Source organism: Pseudomonas eucalypticola (assembly GCF_013374995.1).
In the GTDB taxonomy this organism is placed as follows: domain Bacteria; phylum Pseudomonadota; class Gammaproteobacteria; order Pseudomonadales; family Pseudomonadaceae; genus Aquipseudomonas; species Aquipseudomonas eucalypticola.
Map to the genome: position 1 here is coordinate 6,044,738 of NZ_CP056030.1, position 13,875 is coordinate 6,058,612.

Here is a 13,875-nt window from a genome sequence, read left to right on the forward strand (position 1 = left end):
ACGAACTCCGGTTCGATAGCACAGGGTCTGTATAATGGCCCGCTCACTGCATCCGGCCAAGTCATCCATGCTGAGTTCGATTTTCACCCTGCTGCGCAAAGTGGCACTCTGGTTCATCGTCGGCAGCATCCTGCTGGTGGTGCTGTTTCGCTTCGTGCCGCCGCCAGGGACAATGCTGATGGTGGAGCGCAAGATCGAGTCCTGGGTGGACGGCGAGCCCATTGACCTGCAACGCAGCTGGCGGCCTTACGGGGAAATCTCCGATTCACTGAAGATCGCCGTCATTGCCGGCGAAGACCAGCGCTTCGCCCAGCATTGGGGGTTTGATTTCGACGCCATGCAGGCGGCGTTCCTGCACAACGAACGCGGCGGTTCCATTCGCGGCGCCAGCACGCTCAGCCAGCAAGTGTCGAAGAACCTGTTCCTGTGGTCTGGCCGCAGCTATTTCCGCAAAGCGCTGGAAGCCTGGTTCACCGCCCTGATCGAGACCTTCTGGTCCAAGCAGCGGATTCTGGAGGTGTACCTCAACAGCGTGGAATGGGACGACGGCGTGTTTGGCGCCGAAGCGGCGGCGCGCCACCACTTCGGCACAAGCGCTGGCGCCCTGTCGGCACAGCAGGCCAGCCTGCTGGCCGCCGTGCTGCCCAACCCCCGGGTATGGAGCGCCAGCCACCCAAGCAACTACGTGGCCCGCCGGGCCGGGTGGATTCGCAAGCAGATGGGGCAGTTGGGCGGCGATGCGTACCTGACCGACCTCAACCACTCGCGCAGTGCAACGCCTTGGGCGATGTGACTGCATTCCCTATCAATCGCTGCCTGCGGGGGGTGCCTGGTACTACGTGGGGAGTGGGACGCGGCCGGGTCCGCTGCTACGGGTTAGTCGGCGCGACTTCGGGCGTGCCGTGAATGTAAAAAGCCCCGGCACTTGGCCAGGGCTTTTCGTTTCAGCGGGCTGATCAGGCGGCGATGGACACCTTCAGCTTGTTCATCGCGCTCTTTTCCAGCTGGCGGATACGCTCGGCCGACACGTTGTACTTCTCAGCCAGTTCGTGCAGCGTGGCTTTTTCCTCGGCCAGCCAGCGTTGGTAGAGAATGTCACGGCTACGGTCGTCCAGTACTTCCAGGGCCTCGTGCAGGTTGCTGTTGGAGTTGTCGCTCCAGTCAGCATCCTCCAGCTGGCGCGCCGGGTCGTAACGGTGGTCTTCCAGGTAGTTGGCTGGCGATTGGAAGGCACTGTCGTCGTCCGCTTCCGCGGCCGGGTCGAAGGCCATGTCATGGCCGGTCAGGCGGCTTTCCATCTCGCGCACTTCCCGCGGCTCCACGCCCAGGCTTTCGGCCACGCGGTGGACTTCCTCGTTATTCAACCAGGCCAGGCGCTTCTTCTGGCTGCGCAGGTTGAAGAACAACTTGCGCTGGGCCTTGGTGGTCGCAACCTTGACGATGCGCCAGTTGCGCAGGATGAACTCATGGATTTCCGCCTTGATCCAGTGCACCGCAAAGGACACCAGGCGTACGCCCATTTCCGGGTTGAAACGCTTCACGGCCTTCATCAGGCCGACGTTGCCTTCCTGGATGAGGTCGGCCTGTGCCAGGCCGTACCCCGAATAACTGCGTGCGATATGCACGACAAAACGCAGGTGGGCGAGCACCATCTGCCGAGCCGCCCCAAGATCCTGCTCATAGTAGAGACTCTCGGCCAGTTCACGCTCCTGCTCCGGCGTCAGCAGTGGAATGCTGTTCACCGTGTGCACATAGGCTTCCAGGTTCTGACCCGGGACCAAGGCATACGCAGGTTGCAAAGAAGTGGTCATACGAAAAAACCTCCGACTCACGAATTTGTGCATTAAAGCACAGACGCATAGACCGGGAACCGCGAAACAAGTTCCCTAAAGTTAATTTCACCAAAGGTCAATGCTGGCAAACAAATATTACCAAAAATTACCGCGGAGCCAGCTCGCGCAAATGCCGCGCCACTGCGATCCACGCACCGATATACCCCAACAACAGGGCACCAAGCAAGAGGGACAGACCATCGGATGATGGCACCCCGGCCAGGGCAAAGTCGCTGCCGTACAGCCCGGAGAGCCCTACCACGGCGTCATTCAGCCAGTTCAGGCCGAAAGCCAGCACGCCCCAGGCGAAAACCCCGCCGCCCAAGCCGTAAATCGCCCCCATGTACAGAAACGGCCTACGCACGTAGGCGTCAGTGCCGCCCACTAACTTGATGACCTCGATTTCCGTGCGCCGGTTCTCGATGTGCAGACGAATGGTATTACCCACCACCAGCAACAGCGCCGACACCAACAGCACGGTCAGGCCGAAGACAAAACGGTCACCCAGCTTGAGAATGGCCGCCAGGCGCTCCACCCACATCAGGTCCAGTTGGGCCTGCTGCACCTTGGGCAGCTCGGCCAGTTGCCCGCGCAGGGCTTCCAGCGCGGCCTTGTCGATCTCCAGCGGGGTCACTACCACCACGCCAGGCAACGGGTTGTCGGGCAGTTCCTTGAGCGCCTCGCCCAAGCCGGACTGTTGCTGGAACTCGGTGAGGGCCTTGTCCTTGTTGATGAACTCGGCATCGGCGACGCCACTCAGGCCTTTGATCTGGGTCACCAACGCTTCGCCGTCGCGGTCGCTGGCATTCATGTCCAGGTACAGCGAAATCTGCGCTGCACGCTGCCATGAGCCGCCCAGGCGCTCGACATTCTTGAGCAGCAGCGACAGCCCCATGGGCAGGCTCAGGGCCACCGCCATCACCAGGCAGGTGAAGAAACTGCCGATGGGTTGCTTGCCCAGGCGCCGCAGGCTGTCTTGCAGGCTGGCGCGGTGGCTTTCCAGCCAGGCCTTGAACAGGGTGGCGAAGTCCGGACCGTCGTCTTCTTCGTGGGGTTTCTTCTTCGGCGGCAACGGGTCGGCGTTCTTCGGGGCCACGCGGTCGGCCACTTTGGGGCTACGGGTGCCAGTCATTCCGCAGCCTCCCCGTCACCGATGAGGCGCCCGCGCTGCAAGGTCAGCATGCGATGGCGCATGCGTGCGATCAGGGCCAGGTCGTGGCTGGCGATCAGCACACTGGTGCCCAGCCGGTTGATGTCTTCGAATACACCCATGATTTCCGCTGCCAGCCGTGGGTCGAGGTTACCGGTCGGCTCGTCCGCCAGCAGCAAGGCTGGCCGGTGGACGATGGCCCGGGCGATGCCGACCCGCTGCTGCTGGCCGGTGGACAGGTCGCCGGGGAACAGCTCGGCCTTGTCGGCCAGGGCCACGCGTTCCAGCGCCGAATCCACGCGCTTGGCAATCTCGGGCTTGGACAGCCCGAGAATCTGCAGCGGCAGGGCGACGTTGTTGAACACCGTGCGGTCGAACAGCAACTGGTGGTTCTGGAATACCACGCCGATCTGGCGACGCAGGAACGGGATCTGCGCGTTGCTGATCTGGCCCAGGTCCTGGCCGGCCAGCAGCAGCTTGCCGGAGGTGGGGCGTTCCATGGCCAGCAGCAGGCGCAGCAGGGTACTTTTACCGGCACCGGAGTGGCCGGTGACAAACAGAAACTCGCCACGACGTACTCGAAAGCTCAGCTCATGCAAGCCGACGTGTCCGTTCGGATAGCGCTTACCGACCTGTTCGAAACGAATCATGAACGCTCCCGCTCGGCAAACAATGCCTGGACAAAGGGTTCTGCTTCAAAGGTACGCAAATCGTCGATGCCCTCGCCCACGCCGATGTAGCGAATGGGCAGGCCGAACTGCTTGGCCAGGGCGAAGATCACCCCACCCTTGGCGGTGCCATCCAGCTTGGTCAGGGCCAGGCCGGTCAGGGCCACGGTCTGGTTGAACTGCTTGGCCTGGTTGATGGCGTTCTGGCCGGTACCGGCGTCGAGGACCAGCAGCACTTCGTGAGGCGCATCGGCGTCGAGTTTTCCGATGACACGACGCACCTTCTTCAGCTCTTCCATCAGGTTGTCTTTGGTGTGCAGGCGGCCAGCGGTATCGGCGATCAGCACATCGATGTTACGGGCCTTGGCAGCCTGCACGGCGTCGAAGATCACCGAGGCCGAGTCGGCGCCGGTGTGCTGGGCGATGACCGGGATCTTGTTGCGCTCACCCCATACCTGCAGCTGTTCCACGGCGGCGGCACGGAAGGTATCGCCGGCGGCCAACATGACCTTCTTGCCTTCCAGTTGCAGCTTTTTGGCCAGCTTGCCGATGGTGGTGGTCTTGCCGGCACCGTTGACGCCTACCACCAGGATCACGAACGGCTTGTTCTGCGAGGCAATCTTCAGGGGTTGCTCGACCGGGCGCAGCAGGTCGGTAAGCTCGCCCTGCAGCGACTTGTACAGCGCGTCGGCATCGGCCAACTGCTTGCGGGCAACCTTCTGGGTGAGGTTCTGCACGATCAGCGAGGTTGCCTCGACGCCGACGTCGGCGGTCAGGAGGCGAGTCTCGATTTCTTCGAGCAGGTCGTCATCGATGTTCTTCTTGCCCAGGAACAGGAACGACATGCCCTCGCCCAGGCTGGCGCTGGTCTTGGCCAGGCCCTGCTTGAGGCGGGCAAAGAAGCCGACCTTGTTGCCGGCGTCAGCCTGGCCAGCGGGTTCCGGCTGGGGCTCAGGCTCGGGGGCTGGCTGCAGCACGGGCACCGCCACTGGGGCCGGGGCAGGCTCTGGAATAGGCTGCGGCAGCACTTCGGCCACGGGCGTATGAACTGGCGCCGGCTCGGGCTCGGCGACGACAGGCGCAGGGGCCGTTTCAGGGACCACCAGGGGCGCGGGCACCGGCTCGGCCCGTTCGAGAGCAGGCTCGATGACCGGCTCGACGACGGGCGCCACCACTTCAGCTACCGGCGCGATCGGCGGCGGTGCGTGGGGTTCCAGGTCTGGCACCAGGGCCACGGGCTCTTCCGGCACCGGCAGCACCAGGCCGGCCGGTGCAGGGGCGGCAGCCGGCTCGGGCTCGGCCACCGCCTGAGGCGCAGGCGCCAGTGCTGGCTCGGGCGCTACCTCGACGGGGAGCTCGGGAGCCACGGTTTCAGGGGCTTTGGGCTGCTCGACCACTTCTTGCTGCGGCTTTTTGCGCAGCCAGCCGAACAGGCCTTTCTTCTCGGGGGACTTTTTGTCGTCGTTGGAACCAAACATGGAGGACGGCTATCTCAAGGTAGCGACGCGCCAATGCGGCGCCTCAGGAAATTCTAATAACGCAGAACAGACTGTATTTTTCCCGGCTCGTTCATGCGCAACATTTTGTAGAGTGCCCGCAGGCCATTCTCTGCAACCAGGCATGGTCGCCAGGTAACCGGATCAGTATCCTAGCACCTCCTCGCCCGTGGACGCTAAGACCAAGCGGGCAGTCCGACAGGTTAAAAAACGAATGAATGCTCTAGCCCGCCGTGCCGCCGGCCTGCTGCTCAGCTCGGTTTGTCTGCCTTTTGCAGCCCTCGCCGCCGATCCCCAACCCACCACCGAATTCACCCTGGACAACGGCCTGAAGGTCGTGGTGCGCGAAGACCACCGCGCGCCGGTGGTGGTTTCGCAGATCTGGTACAAGGTCGGCTCCAGCTACGAAACCCCGGGCCAGACCGGCCTGTCCCACGCCCTGGAGCACATGATGTTCAAGGGCAGCGAGAAACTCGGTCCCGGCGAAGCCTCGCGAGTGCTGCGCGACCTGGGCGCCGAGGAAAACGCTTTTACCAGCGACGACTACACCGCCTTCTACCAGGTGCTGGCCAAAGACCGCCTGCCCGTGGCCATGGAGCTGGAAGCCGACCGCATGGCCACCCTGAAACTGCCGGCCGACGAGTTCAGCCGCGAGATCGAGGTGATCAAGGAAGAGCGGCGCATGCGCACCGACGACAAACCCAGCGCCAAGGCCTTCGAGCTGTTCAAGGCCATGGCCTACCCGGCCAGCGGCTACCACACGCCGACCATTGGCTGGATGGCTGACCTGGACCGCATGAAGATCGAAGAGCTGCGCGACTGGTACAAGGCCTGGTACGTGCCCAACAACGCCACCCTGGTCGTGGTGGGCGACGTCACCCCCGACCAGGTCAAGGCGCTGGCCCAGCGTTTCTTCGCCGGCATCGCGCGGCGTGCCACCCCACCGAGCAAGATCCCGCTGGAACTGGCCGAGCCGGGCGAGCGGCAGATCACCGTGCACGTGAAAACCGAACTGCCCAGCGTGGTCTACGGCTTCAACGTGCCTGGCCTGGCCACTGCCACCAACCCCCGCGATGCCCAGGCCCTGCGCCTGATCTCGGCGCTGCTTGACGGCGGTTACAGCGCGCGCCTGTCTACGCAGCTGGAGCGCGGCGAAGAACTGGTCACCGGCGCCTCCGCCAGCTACAACCCGTTCACCCGTGGCGACAGCCTGTTCATGCTCTCGGGCACGCCGAACACCCAGAAGAAAAAGACCCTGGCCGACGTCGAGAAAGGCTTCTGGCGCCTGCTGGACGAACTCAAGACCAAGCCACCCACCGCAGAAGAGCTGGAACGCGTGCGTGCCCAGGTCATCGCCGGGCTGGTCTACGAACGCGACTCCATCAGCAGCCAGGCCACCACCATCGGCCAACTGGAAACCGTGGGCCTGTCCTGGAAGCTGATGGACACCGAACTGGATGACATCAAGAGCGTCACCCCCCAGGACATCCAGAACGCCGCCCGCACCTATTTCACCCGGTCGCGCCTGAGCGTCGCCCACGTATTGCCAGAGGAATCGGCGCATGAATAAGCGCATTCAACCCCGCCGAGCCCTGCTGGGCACCGCGCTGATGGCGGCGCTGCTGGCCGGCCAGGCCCTGGCCGACACCGCCAGCGCCCCTGCCCAGCCGCTGGACAAGTTGCAGACCCTGAAGGAGATGGACGGCAAGGCGCCCAGCCACCGGATGATGGACATCCAGACCTGGCAGACCGCCGCCGGCTCCAAGGTGATGTTCGTCGAGGCCCGGCAGTTGCCCATGTTCGACCTGCGCCTGACCTTCGCAGCGGGCAGCAGCCAGGACCAGAAGAGCCCCGGCATCGCCCTGCTTACCAACGCCATGCTCAACGAAGGCGTGGCCGGCAAGAACGTCGAGGCCATCGCCCAGGGCTTCGAAGGCCTGGGCGCCGACTTCGGCAATGGCGCCTACCGCGACATGGCCGTGGCCTCGCTGCGCAGCCTGAGCGCCAGCGACAAGCGCGAACCGGCGCTCAAGCTGTTCGCCGAGGTGGTGGGCAAGCCGACCTTCCCCGCCGACTCTATGGCACGCATCAAGAACCAGTTGCTGGCCAGCTTCCAGTACCAGAAGCAGAACCCTGGCAAACTGGCGGGCAATGAGCTGTTCAGCCGCCTCTACGGCGACCATCCGTACGCGCACCCCAGCGACGGCGACGCCAAGTCCATCGCCGCCATCAATGCGCAGCAACTGCGGGGCTTCCATGACCGCGCTTACGCGGCAGGCAACGCGGTGATCGCCATCGTCGGCGACCTGTCCCGGGACGAAGCGGCAAAAATTGCCGAACAGGTGTCCTCGGCGCTGCCCAAGGGCCCGGCGCTGCCACACATGCCTGACCCACAGGCACCGAAGGCCGGCCTGACCCATATCGAATTTCCCTCCAAGCAGACCACCATGCTGCTCGCCGAACTGGGCATTCAGCGTGACGACCCGGACTACGCCGCCCTGTCGCTGGGCAACCAGATCCTCGGTGGCGGTACCTTCGGTACCCGCCTGATGAGCGAAGTACGCGAGAAGCGCGGCCTCACCTACGGTATCTACTCGGGCTTCACCCCGATGCAGGCCCGCGGCCCCTTCTCGATCAGCCTGCAGACCCGCGCCGAACTCAGCGAGGGCACCCTGGGGCTGGTGCAGGACATCCTGCGCGACTACCTGAAAAACGGCCCTACCCAGGAGGAACTGGACAACGCCAAGCGTGAACTGGCCGGTAGTTTCCCGCTTTCCACCGCCAGCAACGCGAGCATCGTTGGGCAATTGGGGGCCATTGGCTTCTATAATCTGCCCCTGAGCTTTCTGGAAGACTTCATGCAGCAGTCGCAGAGCCTGACGGTCGACCAGGTGAAGGCGGCACTCAACCGCCACCTGGATGCCGACAAGCTGGTGATCGTCACCGCCGGCCCCACCGTGCCCCAGAAGCCATTGCCACCCCCTACAGACAAACCCCAGGAACAACCCATGGGCGTTCCGGAGCATTAATGGCCAATCCTTCTGCAAAACCTGTGAAACACAACGGCCAGGGCCAGCTGCGCATCATTGGCGGCCAATGGCGCAGCCGCAAGCTGAGCTTTCCCGACGGCCCGGGCCTGCGCCCCACGCCGGACCGGGTGCGTGAAACCCTGTTCAACTGGCTGGCGCCCCATGTCGAAGGCGCCAAGGTGCTGGACCCGTTCTGCGGCAGCGGCGCGCTGTACCTGGAGGCCTTGTCGCGCGGCGCCAGCATGGGCCTGGCCCTGGACAGCAACGCCCAGGCCATCGCCAGCCTGCGCAGCAACCTGGACCTGCTCAAGTGCGGCACCGGCCAATTGCTGCAAAGCGATGCACTGCGCTACCTGGAGACCCAGGCGGCCAGCGCGTTCAACCTGGTGTTCCTCGACCCACCGTTCCACCAGAACCTGCTGGCGCCTGCCTGCGAGTTGCTGGAAAGCCGTGGCTGGTTGAGCGAAGGGGCCTGGGTGTACACCGAGAGCGAAACACCGCCTTCGGCATCGGGGCTGCCGCAGAACTGGCGGTTGCATCGGGAGAAGAAGGCCGGCCAGGTGTATTACGCGCTCTGGCAGCGTGGCTGAAAGCTCGTCAACGCTGCCCGCAAAATCCCGACACACCTTCCTCCAATCATGGCACCCTACGCCAGTAATTGGAGGAAGAAACACCCGTGGACACGTCTACCGCGCAACCCGTTGCGCCTTTCCGCCCCGCCCGGGGCTTCGGCAACCCGCACCTGCAAACGCTCTGGGGCCCCACACTACGCCGCCAGCCTGCACTGGTGCGTGAACGTCAACGCCTGTGGCTGGCCGACGGCGACTTCATGGACCTGGACTGGCACGGGCCCCATAGCCCCGATAGCCCGCTGGTACTGGTGCTGCACGGCCTGACCGGCTCTTCCAACTCCCACTATGTGGTGGGCCTGCAGCGTGCATTGGCCGCGCAAGGCTGGGCCAGCGTGGCGGTCAACTGGCGAGGCTGCTCGGGCGAGCCCAACCTGCTGGCGCGCAGTTACCACTCCGGCAGCAGCGAAGACCTGGCGGAAGTCATCGACCACCTGCACCGCCATCGCCCCATGGCGCCACTGTTCGCCGTCGGCTATTCGCTGGGCGGCAACATTCTGCTCAAGCACCTGGGCGAAGCGGGCAGCGCCAGCCAACTGCAAGGCGCCGTGGCGGTGTCGGTGCCTTTTCGCCTGGATCAGTGCGCGGACCGTATCGGCCTCGGTTTTTCCAAGGTCTACCAAGCGCATTTCATGCGCGAAATGCTCGCCTACGTGAAAGACAAGCAGCGGCGCTTCCAGCACGAAGGCAAGCAGGACGGCCTTGACACCCTGAGCAACCTGGGGCCTTTGAACAACCTGCGCACCTTCTGGGACTTCGACGGCAAGGTCACCGCCCCCCTGAACGGTTTCACCGACGCCCACGACTACTACCGCCGCTCGTCCAGTGGCTATTACCTGGCGGGCAACCGAACGCCCACCCTGATCATCCAGGCCGAAGACGATCCCTTCGTGTTTCGCCACAGCCTGCCCCAGGCCAACGAGCTGTCCGCCAGCATTACCCTGGAACTGCATGAGCACGGGGGGCATGTGGGCTTCGTCGAGGGTCGCCTGGGCAAACCCGGTTACTACCTGGAGCGACGCATTCCACAGTGGCTGATGGGGCTGGCGTAATGACCGAGCTAGCGGGCGAGTCCATCCACTTCTGGCAGACGCCGCCGCTGACGGGGGTGGAGTTGCTGTCGGCACGCTACATCGAGCAGCGGTTCGTGCCCCATGTGCACGACGGTTTCGTGATCGGCATGATCGTCGACGGTGCCCAGCGCTACCGTTACCGCGGCGCGGACCATCTGGCGCCGCGGGGCACCCTGGTGCTGATAAACCCGGATGAAGTGCACACCGGCAGCAAGGGCCACGACCAGGGCTGGCTGTACCGGGCTTTCTACCCGCAGAACACCCGGCTCGACAGCCTGATGCAGGAACTGGAGATCAGCACCTGCGCCACCCACGCATTCAGTGAAACCCTATACCGCGACCCCGACCTGGTCGCGGGGTTCTACCGCCTGCATCGCCTGCTGGAAAATGGCGGCGAGGCGCTGGAACAGCAAACCCTGTGGCGGGAAATGATGCTCACCCTGTTCGCCCGCCACGCCAAGCTGCGCTTGCCCGGCGACGCAGGCCGCGAACCCGTGGCCATCGCCTGGGCCAAGGAATTGCTGCTCACCCACTTGGCGGCGCCGCCTTCGCTAGAGGCGCTGGCCGAAGCGGTACACCTGTCACCCTTCCACTTCGCCCGCTGTTTTCGCAAGGCCACCGGCCTGCCGCCCCATGCCTGGCTGATGCAACAGCGCATCGCCCGGGCCCGCGCCTTGTTGCGCGAGGGCTGCGTACCGGTTCAAGTGGCCACGCAGCTGGGGTTCGCCGACCAGAGCCACCTGAGCCGCCAGTTCAAGAAGGTCTACGGCGTGGGGCCCCGCGCTTACCGTGATGCCGGGGCTCAGTCGCCGGTGGCCAGGGGCCGCTGAGGGTCGGTGATCCACTCGCTCCAGGACCCGGCATACAGCGGCGCCAGCGGGTAACCGGCCAGGCACAGGGCGAACAGGTTATGGCACGCCGTCACCCCGGACCCGCAATAGGCTACCAGTGATTCCACCGGTCGCCCGGCCAACGTCGCGGCGAAGCGCTCCTTGAGTGCCTGCGGGGGCAGGAAGCGACCGTCGGCCCCGAGGTTGTCGGTGAACGCCGCGCACTGGGCACCAGGAATGTGCCCCGCTACCGGATCGATAGGTTCAAGGTCACCGCGGAAACGCGGCAACGCCCGGGCGTCGAGCAACGTCAGCTCGGCCTGGCCCAGGCGTTCCTGCAACTGGCGGGCGGTAACCAGCAGGCTGGCGTCCGGCTTGCCATGCAAATGGCCGACGGTGTTGCCCGGCGCGTCGAGGCTCAGCGGCAAGCCGGCAGCGTGCCAGGCCTTCAGGCCGCCATCGAGAATAGCGACCCCGTCACGCTTGCCCAGCCAAGCCAGCAACCACCAGGCGCGCGCGGCGAAAGCGCCGGGGCCGTCGTCGTACAGCACTACGGTGCTATCGGCATTGATACCCCAATGCTGGAAACGCTCCAGCAGCCGCCCCGGTTCGGGAAGCGGATGGCGCCCGGTCACCCCCTTGACCACCCGGCCACTGAGGTCACGTTCCAGGTCCGCGAAATGAGCGCCGGCAATATGCCCTTCGGCATAGCTGCGCTGCCCGTAGTCGGGGTCCTCAAGGGCAAAACGACAATCCAGTACCACCAGCGAAGGTTGCTCGAGTTGCGCAGCCAGTTGCTGGGGGGTGATCAATTGCGCGATGGGCATGACTGCCTCCCTGGAATCAAGAACGAAAACACGTGTTGGCTGGCAGCTTAGTCCGGCTGCTCCAGCGCCTGGTTCAGTGATACATGAAATTCGCTGCACAGGGCATCCACGGCCGCCTGATAAGGCGGTGCCACGTACCCCAGCTCCAGCACCAGCACTTGATAAATGCCACGACGGACGGCGTCTTCACTCAAATGGCTGGCGTTTTCCCGCGTGGTGCAGAGAAATCGTACCCACGAGGTGAGGATGATCCAGGCGTTGAGGGTAACCGCCTCGACCTGGGCCTCGCTCATCCGCAGAATACCTGCCTCCACGAAGCCCTTGTATATCAGTTGCCCCTGAACCAGGCAGCGTTGGGAAAACCGCCGATAGCGTTCGGCGAGCACCGGGTCACTGTCCAGCAGGTGCTCCAGGTCTCGATGCAGGAAGCGGTAGTGCCACATCGCCGCAAGCACAGCCCGCAAGTAGAAGCCTTTGTCTTCAACGGTCGCCACGCGCCCGGCGGGCGGGCGCAGGAAGCTATCCACCAGGGCTTGGTATTGGTCGAACAACGCGCTGATGATTTCCTGCTTGTTGGCGAAATGGTAGTAGAGGTTGCCGGGCGAGATCTCCATGTGCGCGGCAATGTGGTTGGTGCTGACACTGCGCTCGCCCTGCTGGTTGAACAATTCCAGACTGTGCTGAACGATGCGCTCACGGGTTTTGAGGCGTACAGCCATGTGGGTTCCTGACCAGGATCTTGGGGGATGGCAACAGTGTAACAGCAGCCGTTTTTAGAGTATAAACTCTAAAATATCATCACTCCGGAGCGAGCCATGTCGGCCCCACTGCTGGAACAGCCTGATGCCTTCGCCCTGCTTGAGCCACTGCTGCAGGCTCAGCGCCAGGCCTTCGCCGCCAACCCGATGCCCCCGGCAGCCCAACGCCGGCAATGGCTGAAAAGCCTGCGCGGGATGCTGGTCAGTGAACAGCAGGCGTTGATCGAGGCACTGCGCAGCGATTTCGGCAACCGCAGCGCCGACGAGACGCTGCTGGCCGAACTGCTCCCCAGCCTGCAGGGCATCCAGTACGCCAGCCGCCACCTCAAGGGCTGGATGAAAGCTTCGCGGCGCACGGTCGGGCCGGCGTTTCAACCGGCTTCGGCCAAGGTGGTCTACCAGCCACTGGGCGTGGTAGGCGTCATCGTACCGTGGAACTACCCACTGTTTCTGGCCGTGGGACCGCTGGTGGGCGCGCTGGCGGCCGGCAACCGGGTGATGCTCAAACTGAGCGAAGCCACCCCTGCCACCGGCATCCTGCTCAAGCGCCTGCTGGAGCGCGTGTTCCCCACCGACCACGTGTGCGTCGTCCTGGGCGAGGCCGACGTGGGCATTGCCTTCTCGCGCCTGGCGTTCGACCACCTGTTGTTCACCGGGGCCACCAGCATCGGGCGGCAGGTGATGCGCGCCGCCGCCGACAATCTCACCCCGGTTACCCTGGAGCTGGGTGGCAAGTCGCCGGCCATCGTCAGCCAGGACGTGCCGCTCAAGCACGCCGCCGAACGTATCGCTTTCGGCAAGACCCTCAACGCCGGGCAAACCTGCGTTGCCCCCGACTATGTGCTGGTCCCGCGGCAACGCATGGAGGCGTTCGTGGAAGCCTATCGCAAGGCCGTGCTGGCCTTTTACCCGAAGGTGCAGGGTAACCCCGATTACACCTCCATCATCAATGACCGCCAGCTGGCCCGCCTCAACCGCCATGTGGAGGACGCCCGGGCCAAAGGTGCCCGCGTCGTCGACCTGTACCCGCCACGCGAAAACGCCGGGCGCTGCCTGGCGCCCCAGGTGCTGCTGGGCGTCAACGACCAGATGACGGTCATGCAGGACGAAATCTTCGGGCCACTGCTACCCATTGTCCCGTATGACCAGCTCGATGAGGCCCTGGCTTATGTCAATGCCCGCCCGCGCCCGCTGGCGCTGTACTATTTCGGCTACGACAAGGGCGAGCAGGGCAAGGTGCTGCAGCACACGCATTCCGGCGGGGTATGCCTGAACGATACCTTGCTGCAGGTGGCCCAGGAGGATCTGCCCTTTGGCGGCGTGGGGCCGTCAGGCATGGGACACTACCATGGCCACGAAGGCTTCCTGACGTTCAGCAAGGCCAAGGCGGTGCTCGCCAAGCGGCGCTTCAACGCCGCCAGGCTCATATACCCGCCATATGGGAAAGCGCTGCAACGGCTGGTCTACCGGCTGTTCATTCGCTAGGCCCGCGGTTGTGCCGGGTACCGGGCACGCCAGCGCCTGCCGGGGAAGCTAGCAATCAGGTTCGCGTAAAGGTGTCTATAGTCCCTTATACCCTGAAC

13 protein-coding genes are annotated in these 13,875 nt (G+C 64.3%); 7 read left to right on the forward strand and 6 right to left on the reverse strand.

Annotated elements, in window-relative coordinates:
* Nucleotides 1-67: 67 nt before the first annotated feature.
* On the forward strand, nt 68-793 hold the full coding sequence (gene mtgA / locus HWQ56_RS27160; RefSeq protein WP_158153439.1) for a monofunctional biosynthetic peptidoglycan transglycosylase: 726 nt from the start codon (nt 68-70) through the stop codon (nt 791-793).
* Between the two features lie 163 nt (nt 794-956).
* Here mtgA and rpoH read toward each other — a convergent pair whose 3' ends face one another.
* The 4 genes from rpoH to ftsY all read right to left on the reverse strand — a co-directional run bounded on the left by rpoH (nt 957) and on the right by ftsY (nt 5,128).
* Nucleotides 957-1,811 (reverse strand): RNA polymerase sigma factor RpoH, encoded by an 855-nt coding sequence (rpoH, locus tag HWQ56_RS27165; RefSeq protein ID WP_027980159.1) that lies wholly within the window; start codon nt 1,809-1,811, stop codon nt 957-959.
* Between the two features lie 127 nt (nt 1,812-1,938).
* Nucleotides 1,939-2,964, reverse strand: a complete 1,026-nt coding sequence (ftsX, locus tag HWQ56_RS27170) for a permease-like cell division protein FtsX (protein ID WP_176572173.1) — start codon at nt 2,962-2,964, stop codon at nt 1,939-1,941.
* Entirely contained in the window at nt 2,961-3,632 is a 672-nt protein-coding gene (gene ftsE / locus HWQ56_RS27175; RefSeq protein WP_158153411.1) for a cell division ATP-binding protein FtsE, read from the reverse strand. The genes ftsX and ftsE overlap by 4 nt, the downstream gene beginning before the upstream one ends.
* Nucleotides 3,629-5,128, reverse strand: coding sequence for a signal recognition particle-docking protein FtsY (gene ftsY / locus HWQ56_RS27180; RefSeq protein WP_176572174.1), 1,500 nt, complete (start codon nt 5,126-5,128; stop codon nt 3,629-3,631). The genes ftsE and ftsY overlap by 4 nt, the downstream gene beginning before the upstream one ends.
* 232 nt (nt 5,129-5,360) lie before the next feature.
* Here ftsY and HWQ56_RS27185 point away from each other — a divergent pair, with 232 nt between their 5' ends.
* The 5 genes from HWQ56_RS27185 to HWQ56_RS27205 all read left to right on the forward strand — a co-directional run bounded on the left by HWQ56_RS27185 (nt 5,361) and on the right by HWQ56_RS27205 (nt 10,707).
* The gene (locus tag HWQ56_RS27185) at nt 5,361-6,716 is read left to right on the forward strand and encodes a M16 family metallopeptidase (RefSeq protein ID WP_158153413.1); all 1,356 of its coding nucleotides are present in this window, start codon (nt 5,361-5,363) and stop codon (nt 6,714-6,716) included.
* Entirely contained in the window at nt 6,709-8,175 is a 1,467-nt protein-coding gene (locus tag HWQ56_RS27190; protein ID WP_176572175.1) for a M16 family metallopeptidase, read from the forward strand. The genes HWQ56_RS27185 and HWQ56_RS27190 overlap by 8 nt, the downstream gene beginning before the upstream one ends.
* Nucleotides 8,175-8,765 carry a 16S rRNA (guanine(966)-N(2))-methyltransferase RsmD gene (gene rsmD, locus HWQ56_RS27195; RefSeq protein WP_158153415.1) on the forward strand — a complete coding sequence of 197 codons (591 nt, stop codon included), beginning with the start codon at nt 8,175-8,177 and terminating at the stop codon, nt 8,763-8,765. Before HWQ56_RS27190 ends, rsmD begins: the two co-directional genes overlap by 1 nt.
* An 86-nt stretch (nt 8,766-8,851) precedes the next feature.
* Nucleotides 8,852-9,856 carry a hydrolase gene (locus HWQ56_RS27200; protein ID WP_176572176.1) on the forward strand — a complete coding sequence of 335 codons (1,005 nt, stop codon included), beginning with the start codon at nt 8,852-8,854 and terminating at the stop codon, nt 9,854-9,856.
* A complete protein-coding gene (locus HWQ56_RS27205) occupies nt 9,856-10,707 on the forward strand; it encodes a helix-turn-helix transcriptional regulator (RefSeq protein WP_176572177.1) in 852 nt (283 codons plus the stop codon). The genes HWQ56_RS27200 and HWQ56_RS27205 overlap by 1 nt, the downstream gene beginning before the upstream one ends.
* Here the strand turns inward: HWQ56_RS27205 and HWQ56_RS27210 are convergent.
* A complete protein-coding gene (locus HWQ56_RS27210; protein WP_158153418.1) occupies nt 10,680-11,534 on the reverse strand; it encodes a sulfurtransferase in 855 nt (284 codons plus the stop codon). The genes HWQ56_RS27205 and HWQ56_RS27210 overlap by 28 nt on opposite strands.
* 47 nt (nt 11,535-11,581) lie before the next feature.
* Nucleotides 11,582-12,253 carry a TetR/AcrR family transcriptional regulator gene (locus HWQ56_RS27215; RefSeq protein WP_158153419.1) on the reverse strand — a complete coding sequence of 224 codons (672 nt, stop codon included), beginning with the start codon at nt 12,251-12,253 and terminating at the stop codon, nt 11,582-11,584.
* Nucleotides 12,254-12,349: 96 nt separating this feature from the next.
* On the opposite strand from HWQ56_RS27215, the gene HWQ56_RS27220 reads away from it, so the two are divergent.
* Complete coding sequence (locus tag HWQ56_RS27220; protein ID WP_176572178.1) at nt 12,350-13,777, forward strand: coniferyl aldehyde dehydrogenase; 1,428 nt, start codon at nt 12,350-12,352, stop codon at nt 13,775-13,777.
* The last annotated feature ends 98 nt before the right edge of the window (nt 13,778-13,875 follow it).